Origin of the sequence: Lacticaseibacillus jixiensis (assembly GCF_042847315.1) — a bacterium.
GTDB classification, from domain to species: domain Bacteria; phylum Bacillota; class Bacilli; order Lactobacillales; family Lactobacillaceae; genus Lacticaseibacillus; species Lacticaseibacillus jixiensis.
Genome location: NZ_BAAFPR010000038.1, coordinates 1 through 16,129, shown reverse-complemented (window position 1 = coordinate 16,129; position 16,129 = coordinate 1). Strand labels below are relative to the sequence as shown.

The 16,129-nt window shown below is 47.8% G+C and carries 20 protein-coding genes; 4 read left to right on the top strand and 16 right to left on the bottom strand.

Annotated features, from left to right (window positions below):
• Window positions 1-89: 89 nt before the first annotated feature.
• The 5 genes from ACGG90_RS14350 to pssD form a co-directional block, all read right to left on the bottom strand.
• On the bottom strand, window positions 90-635 hold the full coding sequence (locus ACGG90_RS14350) for an oligosaccharide flippase family protein (protein WP_390410467.1): 546 nt from the start codon (window positions 633-635) through the stop codon (window positions 90-92).
• 36 nt (window positions 636-671) lie between these two features.
• Window positions 672-1,607 (bottom strand): glycosyltransferase, encoded by a 936-nt coding sequence (locus tag ACGG90_RS14345; protein ID WP_390410465.1) that lies wholly within the window; start codon window positions 1,605-1,607, stop codon window positions 672-674.
• A complete protein-coding gene (locus ACGG90_RS14340) occupies window positions 1,604-2,722 on the bottom strand; it encodes a glycosyltransferase (RefSeq protein ID WP_390410464.1) in 1,119 nt (372 codons plus the stop codon). Before ACGG90_RS14340 ends, ACGG90_RS14345 begins: the two co-directional genes overlap by 4 nt.
• A gap of 126 nt (window positions 2,723-2,848) precedes the next feature.
• Window positions 2,849-3,364, bottom strand: coding sequence for a glycosyltransferase (locus tag ACGG90_RS14335; RefSeq protein WP_390410462.1), 516 nt, complete (start codon window positions 3,362-3,364; stop codon window positions 2,849-2,851).
• 13 nt (window positions 3,365-3,377) lie between these two features.
• Entirely contained in the window at window positions 3,378-3,827 is a 450-nt protein-coding gene (gene pssD, locus ACGG90_RS14330) for a PssD/Cps14F family polysaccharide biosynthesis glycosyltransferase (RefSeq protein ID WP_390410469.1), read from the bottom strand.
• 807 nt (window positions 3,828-4,634) lie between these two features.
• Here pssD and ACGG90_RS14325 point away from each other — a divergent pair.
• Both ACGG90_RS14325 and ACGG90_RS14320 read left to right on the top strand, forming a co-directional pair.
• A complete protein-coding gene (locus tag ACGG90_RS14325; protein ID WP_390410460.1) occupies window positions 4,635-5,399 on the top strand; it encodes a YveK family protein in 765 nt (254 codons plus the stop codon).
• Window positions 5,399-6,154 carry a CpsD/CapB family tyrosine-protein kinase gene (locus ACGG90_RS14320; protein ID WP_390410458.1) on the top strand — a complete coding sequence of 252 codons (756 nt, stop codon included), beginning with the start codon at window positions 5,399-5,401 and terminating at the stop codon, window positions 6,152-6,154. Before ACGG90_RS14325 ends, ACGG90_RS14320 begins: the two co-directional genes overlap by 1 nt.
• A gap of 110 nt (window positions 6,155-6,264) precedes the next feature.
• Here ACGG90_RS14320 and ACGG90_RS14315 read toward each other — a convergent pair whose 3' ends face one another.
• The 7 genes from ACGG90_RS14315 to ACGG90_RS14285 form a co-directional block, all read right to left on the bottom strand.
• Complete coding sequence (locus tag ACGG90_RS14315) at window positions 6,265-6,855, bottom strand: GH25 family lysozyme (protein ID WP_390410456.1); 591 nt, start codon at window positions 6,853-6,855, stop codon at window positions 6,265-6,267.
• Window positions 6,848-7,015: a YvrJ family protein gene (locus ACGG90_RS14310; protein WP_390410454.1), complete on the bottom strand. Its 168-nt coding sequence runs from the start codon at window positions 7,013-7,015 to the stop codon at window positions 6,848-6,850. The genes ACGG90_RS14315 and ACGG90_RS14310 overlap by 8 nt, the downstream gene beginning before the upstream one ends.
• Before the next feature lie 419 nt (window positions 7,016-7,434).
• On the bottom strand, window positions 7,435-7,659 hold the full coding sequence (locus ACGG90_RS14305) for a DUF2922 family protein (RefSeq protein WP_390410453.1): 225 nt from the start codon (window positions 7,657-7,659) through the stop codon (window positions 7,435-7,437).
• Window positions 7,660-7,724: 65 nt separating this feature from the next.
• Window positions 7,725-7,922 carry a hypothetical protein gene (locus tag ACGG90_RS14300; protein ID WP_390410451.1) on the bottom strand — a complete coding sequence of 66 codons (198 nt, stop codon included), beginning with the start codon at window positions 7,920-7,922 and terminating at the stop codon, window positions 7,725-7,727.
• Window positions 7,923-8,568: 646 nt separating this feature from the next.
• Entirely contained in the window at window positions 8,569-9,330 is a 762-nt protein-coding gene (locus ACGG90_RS14295; protein ID WP_390410450.1) for a hypothetical protein, read from the bottom strand.
• Between the two features lie 185 nt (window positions 9,331-9,515).
• The gene (locus tag ACGG90_RS14290; RefSeq protein ID WP_390410448.1) at window positions 9,516-9,872 is read right to left on the bottom strand and encodes a YxeA family protein; all 357 of its coding nucleotides are present in this window, start codon (window positions 9,870-9,872) and stop codon (window positions 9,516-9,518) included.
• A 5-nt stretch (window positions 9,873-9,877) separates the two neighbouring features.
• Entirely contained in the window at window positions 9,878-10,576 is a 699-nt protein-coding gene (locus tag ACGG90_RS14285; protein WP_390410447.1) for a GH25 family lysozyme, read from the bottom strand.
• 282 nt (window positions 10,577-10,858) lie between these two features.
• Between ACGG90_RS14285 and ACGG90_RS14280 the strand changes: the two genes are divergently transcribed.
• Window positions 10,859-11,050: a hypothetical protein gene (locus tag ACGG90_RS14280; protein ID WP_390410446.1), complete on the top strand. Its 192-nt coding sequence runs from the start codon at window positions 10,859-10,861 to the stop codon at window positions 11,048-11,050.
• 79 nt (window positions 11,051-11,129) lie between these two features.
• Entirely contained in the window at window positions 11,130-12,050 is a 921-nt protein-coding gene (locus ACGG90_RS14275) for an SPFH domain-containing protein (protein WP_390410444.1), read from the top strand.
• A 461-nt stretch (window positions 12,051-12,511) separates the two neighbouring features.
• On the opposite strand, the gene ACGG90_RS14270 is transcribed toward ACGG90_RS14275, so the two are convergent.
• The 4 genes from ACGG90_RS14270 to pelF all read right to left on the bottom strand — a co-directional run bounded on the left by ACGG90_RS14270 (window position 12,512) and on the right by pelF (window position 16,011).
• A complete protein-coding gene (locus ACGG90_RS14270; protein WP_390410443.1) occupies window positions 12,512-12,673 on the bottom strand; it encodes a hypothetical protein in 162 nt (53 codons plus the stop codon).
• A gap of 638 nt (window positions 12,674-13,311) precedes the next feature.
• Window positions 13,312-13,953 (bottom strand): nitroreductase family protein, encoded by a 642-nt coding sequence (locus ACGG90_RS14265; protein WP_390410441.1) that lies wholly within the window; start codon window positions 13,951-13,953, stop codon window positions 13,312-13,314.
• A 98-nt stretch (window positions 13,954-14,051) separates the two neighbouring features.
• Window positions 14,052-15,527 (bottom strand): exopolysaccharide Pel transporter PelG, encoded by a 1,476-nt coding sequence (gene pelG, locus ACGG90_RS14260; protein WP_390410439.1) that lies wholly within the window; start codon window positions 15,525-15,527, stop codon window positions 14,052-14,054.
• A complete protein-coding gene (gene pelF / locus ACGG90_RS14255; RefSeq protein WP_390410437.1) occupies window positions 15,514-16,011 on the bottom strand; it encodes a GT4 family glycosyltransferase PelF in 498 nt (165 codons plus the stop codon). The genes pelG and pelF overlap by 14 nt, the downstream gene beginning before the upstream one ends.
• Between the last annotated feature and the right edge of the window lie 118 nt (window positions 16,012-16,129).

Genomic DNA, 16,129 nt, shown 5'->3' with positions numbered 1-16,129 from the left:
TGCCTTGGAACCAAACATTTACCGGTACCGCCCAATCGACCGTCGCTTAAAGCAAAGAGGTCCGCTTCCCTGAATCTGGGAACGGGCCTCTATTGATTTTCAAGACGGTCTGTTATTGGGTGCTTACCGGAAATCCCTCTTGAAACCATATTGACCAATGATAAATACTTCATCTCTTGCAAGCCTTGGTAAAGCCAATTCATCTGTACGCATGAACCCAGCAAGCCAAGATCGAGCACTATTAAGCTTAATGATTGCAATGAATTAAATTTATGCAATGCAACGTAAACAACAGAGAATAATATACAAGTAACGGTTAAAATACTACGAGAGAATACGACAGACGTAAACAATCTATTTTGTCTGTTATTAGTATCCTCATCCTTTGCTAACAAGGCAATTTCTCGGGTGGCTGACATTCCAAAACCGTATTCTATGATAGTTTGTAAGTATCCGAAGATATTAAGCGATATGGAAAATATTCCAAATCCTTCACTACCCAGTATTCTTGTTATGAATGGCAAAGTTAATAGCGGAATTACGGTATTAACAATTTGCAGTCCATACATCCACATCCCGTTCTCAGCAACCTTGCTGTTTGCAAACCGTGTTACAAAGTTTTTTAGCTTGTCCATCCGATCGCTCCAGCCTAAAAATAACAATATTTCAGTTCAAAATGCCCTCAACAGTAGCCGTAAATGAAATGAACGCATGGCTTCCTTACTCACATCATCTGAGGAAAACATAAACGTTTTCCAGAAAGCGCTAAACGATGTTTTATAATCGCGAACATAACCTAGAATTTTTTTATTATCTGTTGAGATCATAAAATTGTTAATCAACAGTTCTTCAGCAACAGTACTATATGAATTGTGCCACCCATTATCCAAAGCCCGCATTCTGGTTCGTATTTTCTTCCAGACAGATTTTCGCTGTTTATCAACGACATTACCCGAATGACTTCGATAGCTAAATCTAGGATTCTCATCGTACACAATACGTCCAAAATCCAGTGCGTATAACATCGTGACTACATCATGCATCGGCAGCGAGGATATGGATGAATCACAAATATGTTCTCGTAAATCCCTTGTCATTACCATAGCACAACCCTGCACCACACCAGAAATAAATAAGCGCTGTAGTGATATACGCGGCTTTTTCTCAAACATCTTCGTCTGAAACACTTTTCCTTTAGCGTCAATAAATCTGCAGTTTGAAAAGTATAAAACATTTTCCTGACACTGAGTTAAAAATTCCACCGATCTGGAAATCTTATCGGCATCCCATACGTCATCTTGATCGCAATACGCAAAGTAATCGGCATTGATGCCCTTACAATGCAAAAGCTCCCAAAATCCTCTCGCAGGTCCGACATTAATTCCCTGGATGACTTTAACTTGCAACCTGGAGTGCTTCGAAAAATTCATCAAAATCTGTACGGTACCGTCTACGCTTCCATCATCCCGGACGATTAATTGTAAGTTCTCATAGTCCTGCTTTTCAATACTATTCAATTGAGCCTCTAAAAACTTTTCCCCATTATATGTGGATAATAGCACTGCTACTCTTCCGTTATGTTCTGTATAGTCGAGGTCCTCGTTCACTTTACTTTCACCTTCTTTTTTAAAATTGCTATGTACTCTTCGTTTAGCTCCTGTACACAGTTTTCAATTTGATATTTTGTAATTGATCTTGCGTTTACAGACACAAACGAAGTTCGGGCATCCTCGCTTAACTTTGTTATTGCTTTTGTCCAAGAACCGAGTGGTGCGTCAAGAGATAAACACTTGACGGTCGATCCTATAACTACCTCTTGCGTTACATTGGTTGACATTATGCATGGCAAACCTGAAATCTGGGCTTCAAGCATTGCAATCGGCAGGCCTTCAAATCTTGACGGAAAAACAAAGCAGTCCATAGCACTATATATTTCTTCAGGAACATCTATTTCACCAAGAAATGTCACACGTGATTCCAATCCCAAATCACTGGCGGTTTGCTTAATATTACTTAGATTTTGGCCACCTCCGACAAGAAGTAAATGCGCATTAGGAATGCTCGGCAAAGTTTGTTTTAACAACTTGAGCAGAAATTTCTGATTTTTTTGAAAATTAAACCATCCGACGTGTCCTAATACCAGTTTTGATTCTAGATTAAGTTTTTTTCGCCACTTAGTCCTAAAATTAACATCGAAAGCAAACTTTGCAACGTCAAAACCATTCCGAATTATAGTAAATGGTCGATTTCCAAACATCCATTCACCAGCCAGTTGGCCACATGCAAATGCATTTGTATATGACCAATTTAACACAGGCTTCATAAGCTTATGAATTTTTACACTAGATCCGAATGAGTTATGACAATGAGCAATTCGTACAGGGATACGATGTAATTTTGCTATTAATAACTCTAACCCGATAGATGAATTACTGCCATGTACATGTACGATATCGAATTTATTTTTTGATAGATATGAGTTAAACTTAAGATAATATTTTTTAGGCTCTGTTTTACGATAAGGGAGTTCAACAATTGTTATCTTGAGATTATGACAAATCTCTAGAAAGTATGCATCAACTTTCTTTCCAACTATGATTGTGATGTCATATAAATCTAAATCTAAATGTGTACAATAATTCATAATCACTGTACTGATCCCATTTTTTTCCAGATTACTTGCAACCATAGCCACCCGAACTTTTTTTTTACCCAATTCCACTCTCAGCACACACCTTCCAAACAAGTTATGAAATATACTGCATTCCTACTATGCAACACTAAGCTGAGAAGAGCTCCGTCAGCTTTGTGCGTAAACGTACAACCCCTGATTTATCAATAAAAATATTTATTTTGATTTTCTGGTTGATTCTAACATTGAGTTCACGATATGAACTAAATTTTCGTTAAATCGTTCATTATTATTCACGATTTCATCTGACATGTTAGAAACTATTCGCTCGTATTGTTGAATATCCTTGCCCAATTCATCTATTTCATCAACTACGATAATATTTTGCTTGCGCTCGGCCACTTGGTTTGCAAAATCAAATTGATGATTGTTAACGTGCTCATCATACTTGGCTTGACGAGGAACGACAATTGGAATCTTGCCAATCTGCAACGGCATGATGAAACTAGACGGCCCACCATGAGTAATTACAATCCGAGCTTCCCGAACATAATCCCACATTTGTTGATAAGTTAGAAATTGCGAACAGTTACATTTTTTCGGATTATACGTACTATAACCCGCTTGAATGATTACTTGTTCTTGAATTGTTCCGTTTTCAACTAACTGATCCATTTTTTTGAGTAAGCGATTAAACGGTTGCTCATGTGTCCCAACTGTTACGAATATCATTGGCTCCTCCAACCTAAAAAATACTTCCTAAATTAATCGCTTTGGGATAGACTTTCTTCATCTCTTCCCACTGAACTATGAACTTATCTGCAATTGGATATACTAGCTTTCCAGTAATAGTCGGTTTATCAATTCGATCAAAGACTTCTACATAAACAAGCTTTGCTCCCAATAATTTACCGATGTAGAAAAACGGCACAGCCACTGCCGCACCAGAGGAAATGATTACGTCAGGCCGTTCTTTCAGCAATACCTTGAATGCTAAGAAAGTATTAATAAGCAAAGCTTTTATATTCCGATTAGTTGGATAATAACAGTAATATTGTCGTTCATCTTGAAGCAGACTACGCGCATCCTCTTTATCAAAAGTCACCCAAAACCGATCTGTATTTCTCCAGAAAGGTTTGAGCATATAAAGATGCGTTAAATGTCCTCCTGATGATCCCACAAGACAAACTTTCATTATTAATACATTTCCTTTCAACATCCAAATTTTCAAATAAGCATCTTTGCCGGGTTATCGACTGAAACTGACCCAAAAATCCTTATTGTTAGACTGCCAATTGCTACAATTTACCGTTAGAGTAGTACGACTAATTAAAAAAAACACCAATGTAGAGTATACCTCATAAATAATCAAGCACAACACGCTGGAATCGGTTACGTATGCTTGAAATATTCTTGTAATGTTCATCATTAATAATTGGCACCTGATTCAGGTGTTGCGGAATTCATACCACAAATTGAAATTTATTATACATACTTTATTTTATACTGCCATCAGTAATTAGATCACGTAGGGAAAACTTTTGGTAACCAATGCTTGGACGAGGTCTTTTATCACAATGTAGCTCATGTTACGCTTTACGCTAGGACTGTACCGCTCTGTTTTAAGATATATCACTCACTATCTCTCGTGAGTAGCGACATTCGCAGCAAGGAAGCGCTCCTTCTGTTCAGCTGTCATCGACTATAGTCGGATTTCACTCAATTAATTTTATGCGGACGTTTACTCTCTAGTAATACAATTTTATAAATCAATATGATTAGAGATCGTTAAGTTTTCATGCAGCTCTATAGTTTGAGCGTTTTTCTATTTTGCAGACTCACTATCGTACATTATCATATCATGGCAACACGTTCAAATAATCCACGCGAAGATCCATGAAATTTTGATTTTTCAATCACCTAAGTCTAGAATCATCCGCAAAATGTGGTAAACTTGTGTAGTTTTACTATACTTATTTGCATTCAGTCTTCAGGAGGGCACATGGACGACGACGTTATCAGCTTGGGCCAGGTATTTCGCACCTTACGCAAGCATCTCATTATGATTATCAGTTTCGGTATTATCGGCTTGGTAGTCGCATTCGGAGTCACAAAATTCGCAATGACACCCAAGTACGACTCATCCGCATTGATTTTGGTCAACCAACGGACCAACCAAGATGCAGGTCAGCAGTATAACCAAGTCCAAACCGACTTACAGATGATCAACACATATAAAGATATTATCACGCAACCGGTTATCCTCGATCAGGCCGCTAAGGACTTGAACAAATCTGGTAAGTTTGCTGGCTCTGCCAACGACTTGGCGAAGTCATTAACAATCTCTAACAACGAGAACTCACAGGTGGTTAAGGTTACTGCTGAAGCCACTTCGCCATACATCGCCCGCGACATTGCTAACGCGGTAACCAACGTGTTCAAAGCCAAGATCACTAAGATCATGGCCAACGCTAAGAACGTATCCATCATTTCCGATGCCAAGCTTTCGAAGGGTCAGGTCTCTCCACGACCAATGATTAATATGGCAGTTGGCCTGTTAGCGGGTCTTGTAATTGGTATTTTGCTTGCCTTTATCCGTGAGCTCACCGACACCACGGTCAAGGATCCAGTCTTTCTCACTGATACCGTTGGCTTGCCTGTCTTGGGTTCAATTTCAATTATTGACGACAAGGATATGAAGTTCGGACAAGCACGCGCCGCCGATGCTTTACCGCGTCGTCGTGGTGTGGATGGAGGGGTACGCTAATGGCTTGGTTTAAACGTAAGAAACGGGACCTCGATGATATTTCCATGCATAAAGGGATCAGTTTGATTACTGACTATGCACCAAAGTCACATATTTCTGAACAATTCCGCACTTTGCGGACAAACATTTTGTACTCAGATGCCGATAAGCAATTGAAGACCTTAGTATTCACCTCCAGTGGCGCTTCTGAAGGGAAGTCAACGGTGTCAGGTAATGTTGCCGTCACTTTCGCCAACCAAGGCCTACGCACGCTTCTGGTGGATGCTGACACGCGGCGGCCGACAGTTCATGCTACTTTCTCGTTAACCAACGAGAAAGGACTAGTCAATCTGTTGACGACCAAGGAAAACCTGGATCTCGCTGACTTTATCGTGCCCACTTCTATCGACCACCTAAGCGTCTTACCAACCGGTCCCCTGCCTCCCAACCCATCAGAACTGTTGAGTTCTAAGCGGATGGAGCGGTTGATTGAAACCTTGGCCAAGAACTTCGACATGGTGATTTTCGATGTACCACCGTTGGATTCTGTCACTGATGCACAGATTTTGGCTTCTAAGGTCGATGCAACGATTCTCGTTGTGCCTTACGGGATCGCTCAGAAAGGTGCTGTATTGGCTGCTAAAGAGATGCTGGAGAAAGTTGATGCCAACATCATTGGCGTCGTGCAGAACCGCATCCCGCAAGAAGCTGGCGGCTACTATGGGTATTACTACTATGGCGGCTACTATGGCAAGGATAACGATCAGAAAGCTTAAACATTCTGTAGCAAGACATGCCACCCCTACTGAGGTCGCATGTCTTGCTTTTTTGATGCAAACAAATAGGGGCTCCGGTGCGCTTATCGCGTTCCGAAGCCCCTATTGCTTTAGATTTTCGTATACAATCCTTTGAAATCATAACTCATATCAACATTTAATCCCTTGTAGTTGCTGGTAAACTGCCAGGTGCCGACGTTATCCACGCCTGGCTTGTCGGCTTGATACCGCGCGATCCACAAGTTCTTGGCGATCAAGGTTTTAGGATTGATGCGGCTGGACCAGATCCAGCTGGCCATGGTATAGAGATCCACCTTCGGATAGCCGCTGGCCTTGAGCTGCTCCAAGAAGGAGTTGGTCAGTCCAGTCAACCCGCCGCTTGGCAGCGTGCTGGCTTCCACGTCGGCGACTAAGACGCTGGTTTTGTCCAGGCCAAAGCTTTTGGCGGTGTTGGCGAAGTATTTCGCCTCGGCTTTGGCTTGGGCGGTGTTTTGAAAGTGCGCGAAGTGGTAGGCGTGAACGTGTAAGCCGGCTTTCCAGGCGCGTCTGATTTGGTTGTAGGCTTTGGGGTTGGTGTAGTTGGTGCTTTCGGTGAGTTTGACGATGACAGCTTTGACGCCGAGGCCGGCCAGTTGGTTGAAGAATGCTTGGGTGTCGGGGTTCCAACCGGAAACGTCGGCGACGAGTTGATAATTAGCCATGGCTGGCCTCCTTTGCGAGATGGTCTTTGATGGAGTTGGTGAGTGCCGTGATGTCGATGCTCAGCTGGTCAAGCTTCTTCTCGATGTGCAAGACTAGCAATACGGCGATGATACCACCGATGGCTTGGTCAAGTACACCTGAGATCATTTGTGCATCCATGGTGCTTCCCTTCTTTCAATCACCCGCTATGCCCTCGACTGAATGTCAGCCCTCGCGACCTGCCCGCGAGTGTGATTGGTGAATGGTTGAGAACCGTTGGTGCAGCGGCTATGCGAGAACGGCCATGATTTCGCTAAGATTAGTTGCGCTGCTCAACGGCTGTGGTCTTCGTCGGGCTGCGCTGCCCAACGCGGCCGGATATAAGTCGTGACGCCGCTTGGGCCAAGACCGCCTAAACGTCATCCCGCCTTATATCAACCGCTAAGACCGGGCAGCTCCGCTCTGGTTTCTAGCGTCGAGTTGCGTGGCGCAACGCGGGTGCAGTTAGCTACGCCATCGAACTCGAGTCAAAGAGCGCCTCAAGCCCGATAGCTAGGCTAACTGACCCGCTAAGAACGCGCCACTCCGCTCTGGGGTTTCTAGCGTTGGACGATTGGTGTCGAATCACTAGTGGTAACAACAAGGCTTTGCGGGACCAGGTAGTAAACCAGGCCGTTGGCGCCGAAGCCGTTGACTGCAGAGATGCCATCGAGTAAGGCGTTGGCTTGTTCAGCGGAAACGTCTGGCTTGATGTTGCGGATGGTGAGCCGCTTCGTGCTGCCGTCGTTGGCAGTGAAGCTGGCGATTGCATTATAGGTTGCCATGATGCTGTGCTCCTTTCTTGACGAAGTCCGACTAGGCGAATTTTAAACCGAATTTTGATTCAGGATCAGTTCACCACGTCTAAGACAATGGTGATCGATGCACTGACCGGTTGTTCTTGGGTGAAGTCTAAGATCAACTGGATGATGCGCTCAATCTGCGAGTCGTCGACGTCATAGATGAGATTGGCGAAGTTGCGCGAATTCTCATTGGTGCCGTCAGTGGAGATGATGTTGAGCCGTTGACTCTTTAGCATCCGTGCCATGATCTGCGTCCTCCTTTCCTAGAGTTGCAGGCGCAAGTGCCGCCTGCAATGTATGGGGTCAGATTATGAAGTGATTTTGGTGATTTTCTGCACAGCACGGATGTAGCAAGCGATTACAATATTGTTAACGGCTGTTGGGTGACGGCCGGATGCGACGAAACTCCTTTCACAGGTTCCCTTGCGGCGTTTCTTTCCCCAGACAGCCGCGAGGGATTTTTTGTACCCAGAGCGGAGCAGCCCGGTTTTAGCGGTGGAGATAAGGCGGGATGGCAGTTGGGCGTTCTTTGCCCAATTGACGTCACGACTTATCTCACGCCGCGTTGGGCTGCGCAGCTCGACGATACCAGTGCGAAGTGGCGCGCTTTTAGCGGGTCAATTAGCCTAGCTCTCGTACTTGAAGCGTATTTTGCTTCGAGTGCATGGGCGTAGCTAATTGCGCCCGCGTTGCGCCACGCAGCTCGACGATCAGAGCGAAAGCCTTTGTGTTCGACTCTCTTCTCAAGCACAACGATATAATATAACTCGGCAAATGTTGGGTACAGCAATTACGCAAACCCGCACCACACATGACGTGAACTGCCTTGCGCGGCGCGAATTTACGATTTTTACATTTCAGTTGCTTGCCTGGTGCGGATTTGAACTTTAGTCACTCATTTGTAAAAGTTTCGTCAGGGTCTACCCCCCTTAACCGCAGACTCTTGTTGGAGAGATGGTGCACATACCGCTCATGATGGATCCATAGCTTGCCAATTGTGGGGTTCTTGATTTGTGGCTGTTTCAATTCGGGGAGAAATTTGACGTGGTCATAGTCTGACGAAATCGGTTGGCCGAGTTCGGCCATTAAGGTCTTGTACTTCGATTGGCTGTACGGCATCAGCGCGTCTTGCAAGCGATCGGCGAAGACTGCGATTTTCAGCCACTTGTCAAGCTGTTGGGTGGTCGCCAACTCGGTGATGGTTCCTTGCACATCGGGGTGCCCACGCAAATAAAAGTATAATTTGGTGTGTGCCTCGTTGCAGCCGGTTAGGCGAATGGTCGGATGGGCGAAATAAAGCGGTTCGCGGGCACCAGGATTTGGTGACCACCATGCACGTGCTTGCGACACGATCACTTGTGGCAGCTTGCCAGTTAACCCGGCTTGCTTCGCACACATCTCTCGCACTGGAGCCAGCCACTGCTCATTGTCATACCAAGCATAACGATAGTGGTTCATCACGGTTTGGATGCTGTCGGTACATGCGCACCAGCCAATATTCCCGACTAAGAGCAGGGACTTGATGGTTCCAGTTGAGTTGGCCGAACCTAGCGCTGCGATGACGCGCGGATCCGTTTGCGGCGGGGGCATTTTACGTGAACCCAGGTGCTTAGTGTCCAGTGTCAGCCAGTCGGTGCCTGATTCAATTATCATATTTATCACATCCTTTATCATAATTTTATTAAAGGATGTGAAATTTCCCAAAGAATTAGCCAAACGCCCGTTCTGACGGGCCTGGTAAGCCCTGCTGTCAAGCATTTCAGCGCATAAAAAATCCGCCATCACGATTTATTGCTCGTAATGGCGGAATATTTTAGAATGATAAATTTTAATTTTCGTTAATTCAGGAGGTTCTTGGCGCGCTTAGGGACTTGCGCTTGATCGACAGCTTGCCAAGACGTCACGCCGCGGTGGCGGTTGTACACCAGCTTCAAATACGCATGCATGCGCAGCGGACGGGACTTGTTGCCGTTAAACACCAGCGTTTTGCGGTGGCCGGCATCATCATAGGCGGCTTGGTTGTAGCGAAAGTCGATGTAGACGTTGCCTTTGTTGTCTTGCGGGGCGATTTTGGTGCCAGTGGTGGTGATCTTGGTGTAATAAGTCGTGCCGCTATAGTATTCGTGTTGATACCAGCCGATACCTCCGGCCACTAGCGCGATCAACACAACAAAGCCGATCAGGATCTTTTTCACAGGATTCACCCCTTCTTTGTGCTTGGTACCGCAACGGCGCAGTGATAACTTTTGTCCCCGCCTGGCAGCTTGGCGGTGGCGTATTCCCAATACGCAGCGGCTTTAGGCCTTTTGTCTGTGATGGCGTAGGTGGCGACAGTTGGCAGATATTGGTGCAAGTCGGCTAAGACACTTGGTGTGGCCATCACCACCACGCCATTGCTGTAGCGCGCATTCAATAACTTGATAAATTGTTGCAAGCGGGCGGCGAGCGTTTGGGCTGCTGGTGGGTCTTCGTAGTAAGTGACGTAAATGCCGATGGGCAAGGTGCCAACGTCTTGGCCAACGTGGTTGCTGAAGTTGGCGACTTGTTGAGCTGGCGTGGATTCGAAGCTGAAGTAATGATAGACGCCGCGCTTGAGATCTGCAGCGCGCGAGTAATTGGTGGTGTAATCGTCATCAACAAAGCTCGCCCCTTGAGTCGCTTTAATGTAGACGAAGCTGACTTTGCGCTGAGCCAACTCGGTGGCATCAATGGCGCCGAAGCTTTGATCCACGCGCACGCCAAGCTCAGGATAACGTCTGGCGCTCGGGCGCGGATTGCGGTGCAGCCACCACCAGCCAGTGACTGCGGCGGCAAGCATGACCACGGCAACAATCATGGCGATAATGATTCGACGCCGCTTGGTATAGGTATTGGAATAAATCGGCCGCTTGCGGCGCATGACGCACTCTCCTTTCATGGTGTGTGTACATTCTACCGCATCCCGCCGCCGAAAACACTGGTCTAACAGCATTGTTAGACGAAGCGCTGCCAACTGTCTAAAGTCGCAGCTAGTGTCTAAACCTCGCATGGCGCAAGGCTTCGTCAATGCGAGGCCTTGGCGTTACGTGACACTTCTGTCACCTGCAAATCAGACTTTAGGCTGAGGTCTTGGTAGCGCATTCGATTAAGATTGTCTTAATCTCACAAAGCGCTTATGATGAGTAGTGAAGGAGTGAGCTAAATGCTAGACGACCGCTTGATCAACACCCGTTTCACCTTGCAGACGGCGCCGACTGGGACGGTGGTGCTGTACGGGATCCATTACCATTATCGCGTCGCCGACGACAGCAAGCCAGGTGATGTGGTGGTGGTCACCGCCGCCGCGCCACTGGGCTTGACCGTGCGCAATCTGCGTTCTGTGATGAAGTATTAGACAATTACTTACTTAGCTTCGCAGCCCAACGCGATTGCGTGTAAGCTGCTGCGCTCTGTTTACTTGAGGAGGAATATTTATGGCAGGAATTATTATTGGTATCGTGGTCGTCCTGGTTTTATTGGGACTAGCCGTGATCATTTTTACCAGTGTGGCGATCATTCATACCGGGGAAGTTGGGATCGTGGAACGTTTGGGGAAATATGTCCAAACCTTGGAACCTGGCTTTCATGTGGTGCCGCCGCTGATTTATCGCATCACCGAAATCGTCAACATGAAGCAGATCCCGTTGAAAGTTGACGAACAAGAAGTCATCACCAAAGATAACGTTGTGGTGCGGATCTCGGAAACTTTGAAGTATCACATCACCGACGTTAACGCTTATGTTTATCAGAACAAAGACTCAGTGCTGTCCATGGTGCAAGATACGCGGGCGAACTTGCGCGGGATCATCGGTAACATGGACTTGAACGATGTGCTTAATGGTACCGAAACAATCAACCAGACCCTTTTTTCACAAATCGCTGAAACTACGGCCGGTTATGGGTTGAATGTCGATCGGGTCAACATCGACTCGATCCAAGTGGACACCACCATTCAAGAATCCATGAACAAGCTGCTGCGGGCCAGCCGTGAGAAGGAAGCCAACATCATGGAAGCGGAAGGCCACAAGCAAGCGGCCATCGCCAAGGCCGAAGGTGAGAAACAGGCCTCGATCTTGGAAGCCGAAGCCAACCGCCAAACCCAGATCTTGCAAGCGCAAGGCCGCGCCGAATCCCAGCGCCTGTTTGCCGCCGCGGTCAAAGACCAAATCGATTCGATCAACGCCGGCTTGGTCAACAACGGCGACTTGTACTTGAAGTATAAGAACGTCGAAGCCTTGGAAGAATTGGCCAAAGGCAACAGCAACACCGTCGTTCTGCCAAGCACCGCGGTGGATTCACTGGGCCAGATTCCAGCCATCGGCCAAGTGCTTAACGCGACCAAAGAGAAGAAGTAATGTGCACGCGGCGCCATCCCCTTGTATGAGGCGGTGGCGCCGCGTTGTTGCAGAGTAGGTACTTGTATTGTTTTTACTGACATGATAGGATTTTTGTATGGAAAAGCATCGCGGCTGCAACCGTGATGCCCCGCAGAAGTCAAGAAGTTGGCACCTGCCTTGTTAATCTACTTTAGCGCTTAAAACGCCGCAGTAAACTTTTCCAGAAATTCAGGATACTGCGGCGTTTGCTTTACGCTTTTTTCGTCGACTTCGACGAATCCACCGCAACAACACAGCATCAACCTATACTTGTATTATTTCAGCCAGCATGATACGATTTTTGTATAGAAAAAGCATCACGGCTGCAACCGTGATGCCCCGCAGAAGTCAAGAAGTTGGCGCCTGCCTTGATAATCTACTTTAGCGTAAACTACGCCGCAGTAAACTCTCGAAAAGTTTTTGTTACTGCGGCGTTTGCTTTACGCTTTTTTCGTCTTATCTGACGAATCTGCGTCAGCCTGCTTGGCTTCTGTTCGCAACTGTTTGATCGAAACGAATAACGTTACGATCAGTTGCACAAACTCCAATACAGGCTTTGCATGCGAGATCAGGACTTCGACAAGACCCCACCACGCTGGCAAACGACTGTCCTCCTTTCTCCCGGTATCGTCGAACCATAGATCATTCCATGGGCATCGACCCCCTTTTCAAATCAAGGCAGGCACCGCGTATCTAAACTTCTGCTTCGTTTATTGTGCCAGAAAACATGTCTTGCGTCGACTAGAAGTGCAAAAAATAATAATTATACAATCTGAATTATGATTGATTATATCCTGTAATCGACATTGTACAATCGATAACCTTCTAATCCATCTTTATCGATGTGTTAGAAAGTTGCAATCAGAATGTCTCCCTGCACCAATATAGTTTTCGTACACCGAGCAACTAATGATGCTAATTCGTACGAGGTAGGACAGGCGTTGCGGAGGCGCGCGGGGCAAGCGTCGGTCAGGCCGTGAAACGATCAGCACCACAAGCCAAGCGGGTTGTGCTTGGCTTGTGGTGCTGATCGCGGCAATTTCAGAGACAGGAGGTGAGCAAAGCGAACCTGGCTCTGAAATTAGGTGGAAAACACGCGCACTTGGCGTGGTTGGAACCGGCCGCACCGCCTGCGCCGACGCTTGCACCGCGCGCCGCAGCAACGCCTGTCCGGGCCCGCCCTGGATAATAAAAAAGCTCGGCTCTCGCAAGATACGAAAGCCGAGCCATTTTTTATTGCTTATGCGAATTCACTAACATCCCCCACCGGATAGCGGGTGGAGCGGACTTCTTCTTTGTCGGCGGCAGGCTTGCCAATGGCAATGGCCATTACCGGCACATAACGCTCTGGATCCAAGCCGAACAACCCAGCGGCTTGCTTGCCATCATAGCCGGCAATCGGGTTGGCTTCATAGCCATGCGCGCGAGCAGCCAGCATCAACTGCATCGAAGCCAAGCTGGCATCGACTGTAGCATCTGAAACCAGCATTGCGCGATCGGCGTGCTCATACAGCGGCAAGAAAGTCTTCAAGACTTCATCAAGCTTCTCTTGAGTGATCTGGCCGTTTTCAAAGGCCTTCTGCCACAGATTGCGGTAGGACTTGAAAGCCAAGGTGTCGCCGAAGACTTGCACCATCGCGCTGCAAGTTTCCAGCTGCGGCGTATTGAACTTCATGAAGTACTTGCGCAGCTTGTCCTTGCCTTCAGGGGTGTCAACGATCACAAAGTGCCACGCCTGCAAGTTGCAAGCAGACGGCGCGGTGATCGCTTCTTGGATCATCGCCTGCAGTTCTTCCCGCAGGATCTTCACCGTCGGGTCAAAATTACGCGTAGACGCGCGCTTAAGCATCACATCTGAGAAATCATTATTCACGAAAGTCATTGCCAAGCTTCCTTTCTGACGCAACAACGGCGCCTCGTGAGGCGCCGCGTTGAACGCTGTGCACATTTTCACTTACACCATTAGTGTATTCGCTTCCATCAATTTTGTAAAGCGGGATCGCTGTGGCGTGAGGCGTAAGCCAGCGCCACTTGCGCAATGCGCCCTGGGGTATGCTCAGCAGATTTTAAGAACAGCGCTTCGCTTAAGCGGTCGGCATAGCGTAACAAGTTCACTAACCCCACCACCACTGCGATCAAAGCGCCGATGATCAAGCCCAATCCATAGAAGTGAATGCCCAGCGGCAAGCCGGCTAAAGTCGCCACGATCACCGTTAAGCCAAACAACCCGCCGGTGATGGCTGCGCCGCGTTGATCGTCAAGGTACAGTTGCAATAACAACACCACCAAGACGAAAGAATTCAAGCAAGCGCCCACGATCACCAGCTGCAGCACCGACGTTTCCAGCGTGAAATACAAGTTACGCGAGCTTTGGATGCCGACAAACACCACGGCGATCACAGTGATGATTGCTTGGGTGCGAATGATGCGGATCAATTCCTGCACCAACACTCCGCGCAGCTTCACTTGCGACGATTCAATGGCATCAAGCGTGCCGCCGTTGTTGATTTGGCTCATCAAGCGCCGATAATACGGGAAGAAGCGCGTTTCGATGGCCACAAACAACAACATATACACCGGCGTGATCAACAAGTAGCCAAAGAACGTTGCCGTGTCATACATCATGTTCACTTGGAAGATCCCGCCGAGGCTTTGCCCAGCCGCCAGCCAATAAATCAAGTTCGCCGACCACAAGCCTAACGCATAACCAGTCGAGGCGATCATTAATGGCTTATGCGCATCGATGGCCAACAACAAGTCATATTGATGCGCGCGCGAGCCGATCGGCAATTTCTTCAACAAGCGGGACACTAAGCCTAAGTCAGCCACGACCAGTCCTAGCGCAAAGCACAACACCATGGTTAACATTACGCCATGCTGCCCAGCCAGCCACCATTGCTGAAAGCCGCACACCATCACCGAGCCGATCGCCACTGCCATCCCCGCTGCCAACCAGCCAAGAGATGCGCTGCGCGAGTCGACCATCGCGGCAAACAGATTCAGCGAAAACAAGCTGATCGTCGCCGCTAACGTCACAAACATCGCCAAGGCAATCGCCGCACTGGGTTGAAACAGCAACCAATACGCACCTGCTGCCACTACCGCCAAAGCCAGCTGGATTTTCAACCAACCCAGCATGGCCGGCATCAGGCGGTCGGCTCTTCTGGCATATAATTCATCTGAGGCAAAGCGCGCGGCGACGAATTGGCCCAAAGCGTTGATCATTTGGCCGAAAATGAAGCAATACGCCACCGCCGTGGCAAAGAGGTTCGCAGTGGTGGGACTGATCCATTCGGTGGCTAGAAACACCCCGCGGATCAACAACATGCTGGCCAACAACACCAGCCACGCGCCGGCGCCTGCGATCAAGGCAAAGCCATAAGCCCCGGCGCGCTTGGTCAAGTTCTCTGGTTTAAACAAGCGGTCAAGCTTGGTTTCGAGGTTAAGCCCCGCCATTGATAACACGTCCTTTCGCATACTTGGCCGCATAAGCTTGGGCGACCGTGTCCAGTTGATAATAACGCCGCGCCCGGCGCGCACCGTTTTGGCCCATGAGCTTCATCGCTTCTGGGTGGCGATAATACCACGCCAAATGCGCGGCGATGGCGCTGGGATCGACTGGCCGCACCACAAAGCCTGCTTGGCCAAAGTCGTCGCTTGCCCCATACAACAACTCGCGACACGCGCCGACATCAGTACATACCCAAGGAATCCCGGCGGCCATGCCTTCTAACACCGCCAGCGGCTGGCCTTCGGAGATGCTGGATAACACCAACACGTCAAGTTTCGGCAGCCAGTCTTTGATGTTGACTTGGCCTAACACATGCACCTGTGCTTCAATGCCCAATTCTTTGATCAAGGCTTGGCATTCTGCCGCATATGCCGGATCTTCGTCCACCGTGCCCATTAAATAGCATGCATACGGGATCTTCGTAAGCACCCAACCAAATGACGTCTGGAATTCAAAAAGCCCGGCAGCCGAGAAAATCTACTTTCTCGGATACCGGGCATTGTTGGTTTTCTTGTCTAGCTTTCCTGGTGCCAATTCCACGGCAAAT

What these genes read in the sequence shown, in the direction of transcription:
- ACGG90_RS14310 (WP_390410454.1), bottom strand. Translation starts at nt 7,015, where the DNA reads ATGGATGCACAAATGATCTCAGGTGTACTTGACCAAGCCATCGGTGGT.
- ACGG90_RS14335 (WP_390410462.1), bottom strand. Translation starts at nt 3,364, where the DNA reads ATGATATTCGTAACAGTTGGGACACATGAGCAACCGTTTAATCGCTTA.
- ACGG90_RS14350 (WP_390410467.1), bottom strand. Translation starts at nt 635, where the DNA reads ATGGACAAGCTAAAAAACTTTGTAACACGGTTTGCAAACAGCAAGGTT.
- ACGG90_RS14295 (WP_390410450.1), bottom strand. Translation starts at nt 9,330, where the DNA reads ATGATAATTGAATCAGGCACCGACTGGCTGACACTGGACACTAAGCAC.
- ACGG90_RS14265 (WP_390410441.1), bottom strand. Translation starts at nt 13,953, where the DNA reads ATGACTTTCGTGAATAATGATTTCTCAGATGTGATGCTTAAGCGCGCG.
- ACGG90_RS14320 (WP_390410458.1), top strand. Translation starts at nt 5,399, where the DNA reads ATGGCTTGGTTTAAACGTAAGAAACGGGACCTCGATGATATTTCCATG.
- ACGG90_RS14275 (WP_390410444.1), top strand. Translation starts at nt 11,130, where the DNA reads ATGGCAGGAATTATTATTGGTATCGTGGTCGTCCTGGTTTTATTGGGA.
- pssD (WP_390410469.1), bottom strand. Translation starts at nt 3,827, where the DNA reads ATGAAAGTTTGTCTTGTGGGATCATCAGGAGGACATTTAACGCATCTT.
- ACGG90_RS14325 (WP_390410460.1), top strand. Translation starts at nt 4,635, where the DNA reads ATGGACGACGACGTTATCAGCTTGGGCCAGGTATTTCGCACCTTACGC.
- ACGG90_RS14280 (WP_390410446.1), top strand. Translation starts at nt 10,859, where the DNA reads ATGCTAGACGACCGCTTGATCAACACCCGTTTCACCTTGCAGACGGCG.
- ACGG90_RS14305 (WP_390410453.1), bottom strand. Translation starts at nt 7,659, where the DNA reads ATGGCAACCTATAATGCAATCGCCAGCTTCACTGCCAACGACGGCAGC.
- ACGG90_RS14300 (WP_390410451.1), bottom strand. Translation starts at nt 7,922, where the DNA reads ATGGCACGGATGCTAAAGAGTCAACGGCTCAACATCATCTCCACTGAC.
- ACGG90_RS14315 (WP_390410456.1), bottom strand. Translation starts at nt 6,855, where the DNA reads ATGGCTAATTATCAACTCGTCGCCGACGTTTCCGGTTGGAACCCCGAC.
- pelG (WP_390410439.1), bottom strand. Translation starts at nt 15,527, where the DNA reads ATGGCGGGGCTTAACCTCGAAACCAAGCTTGACCGCTTGTTTAAACCA.
- ACGG90_RS14285 (WP_390410447.1), bottom strand. Translation starts at nt 10,576, where the DNA reads ATGCGCCGCAAGCGGCCGATTTATTCCAATACCTATACCAAGCGGCGT.